The following is a 1,888-nucleotide window of genomic DNA, read 5'->3' on the forward strand; positions in this document are numbered from 1 at the left end:
CGTCCGGACCGACGACACGGCGATCGTCCACCACCACCGCCACCGTCAGGCGCTTGACGCCACCACCGCTCAACTTGCTGTGGCTGATGGTTCGGTCGATCTCGAAGTTGCGCACCGAGCGGCGGCTGCGCTCGCGCGGCGTCACGGGCGACTCGACACCGGCCCCATCCGTGTCCGTGTCCCCGGTTGCGCTCTCGGCCAGCTGCAGGCTGCCGTCCGTCGGGGGCTGGTTACTGAGCGTGCCGGGTACGCCACCGATACCAGCGCGTCCGGCCGTGGCGGTTTCCTCTTCCTGCGCGCTGCGCAGCACGGCGCCGTCGGGCTGGTACTCCTCGCGCGTGCGCTCGGTCACCTCGAAATCCACCTCGGCGCTGACCTTGGCACGCACCCCCCCAGGACCGACGACGGCCGCCAGCAGGTCCTCGATACGCCGCACGTAGTCCTGTTCCAGACGCCGCGTGTAGTCGTACTGTTCCGCCGACCGGTCCATTCCACGCTGGCCGGCGGGACGGGTCAGCAGGCTGCCTGCCTGGTCCACCACGGTGACGCGACCGGCGGCCAGGTTGGGCACACTCGATGACACCAGGTGAACGATGGCCGCCACCTGGCCGTCGTCCAGCGTGCGCCCGCGGTACAGCTGCAACATCACCGACGCGCTGGGCTTGTCATGCTCGCGCACGAACACCGAACGCTCGGGAATGGCCAGGTGCACGCGCGCCTGCTGCACGCCGGCCATGGCCGTGATGGTGCGTACCAGCTCGTTCTCCACCGCGTGCTGGTAACGGGCGCTTTCCATGAAGCGGCTGACACCGAAGCCCGGATCCTGGCTGAGCATCTCAAGACCGTTGCCACTGCCCTTGGGCAACCCCTCGGCCGCCAGCTTCATGCGCGCCTCGTGGACGGCCGTGGACGGCACGCGCAGGGCACCGGTGGCGGGGTCCAGACGATACGAAATGGCCGCCTTCTCGAGCGCCGCCACCAACTGGGCGGTATCGCGTTCCTCGAGGCTGCCGTACAGCAGGCTGTAGTCCGGTGTACGGGCCCACAGGACGATGCCCACCAGGCTGGCGATACAGGCGGCCACCGCCACCAGCAGCACGGCCTGGCGCGAGGCGGGCAGTTTGATGAAACCCTGGATCAGCGCCGCGGGCGTACTGGCGGCAGCATTGGGAATGGAGTCGGCCATGATGGTTCAGTTTCCGAAGGGGCTGTCTTAGACCTGCATGTTCATGACGTCCTGATAGGCCGCCAGCAGCTTGTTGCGCACCTGCACGGCAGCCTGAAACGAGACGCTCGACTTCTGGCTCGCGACCATCACCTGTGCCAGGCTGACCCGCTCGTCACCCTGCTCGAAGCGGGCCGCCAAGTCGGCCGACGTGGCCTGGGCGTGGTTGACCTGCTGCACGAACTCGCCGAGCACGGCCCCGAAACCGGGTGTGGACTCCTGCGGCGCGGACGGTGCGGCCGCCGGTTGCTCGAGTTGCGCGCGCAGGCTCCGGATCTGGCCCAGCACGGCGTTGATCTGCATGTCCGACATGGGTCAGCCCTCGTCCTGTGCGCCGCCCGGCGGCGGCACTTCAAAGCCCGCCTGTCGCAGCTGCGACAGCTTGTAGCGCAAGGTGCGCTCGCTGATGCCCAGCTGCGCGGCGGCGCGCGCCCGTCTGCCTTGCGCGGCGCGCAGCGCACCCAGAACAAGCTGGGCCTCACGGGTCTTCAGATCCCGGTCCAGTTCGCCCGGGCATGCCGGTTCCGCGGTGTCGCTCAACGGCGCCGGCGCCGAGGTACCGACCAGGTGGTTCGCCTCGATGGCACCGGCGTCGGCCAGAATCAACGCCCGCTGAATCATGTTGTCCAACTCGCGCACGTTGCCCGGCCAGGTGTAGCCGAG

The 1,888-nt window shown here is 68.9% G+C and carries 3 protein-coding genes; all 3 read right to left on the reverse strand.

The features are described from left to right. Window positions 1-1,186 (reverse strand): flagellar basal-body MS-ring/collar protein FliF (gene fliF, locus ABYX71_RS11725; protein WP_372696676.1); only part of this gene is annotated, 1,186 nt, incomplete at its 3' end. 27 nt (window positions 1,187-1,213) lie between these two features. Further along, complete coding sequence (fliE, locus tag ABYX71_RS11730; RefSeq protein ID WP_372696677.1) at window positions 1,214-1,537, reverse strand: flagellar hook-basal body complex protein FliE; 324 nt, start codon at window positions 1,535-1,537, stop codon at window positions 1,214-1,216. Between the two features lie 3 nt (window positions 1,538-1,540). After that, window positions 1,541-1,888: helix-turn-helix domain-containing protein (locus tag ABYX71_RS11735; RefSeq protein WP_372696678.1), on the reverse strand; the 348-nt coding region annotated here is incomplete at its 5' end.

The sequence above is a fragment of the Immundisolibacter sp. genome, from assembly GCF_041625615.1.
Taxonomy (GTDB): Bacteria; Pseudomonadota; Gammaproteobacteria; order Immundisolibacterales; family Immundisolibacteraceae; genus Immundisolibacter.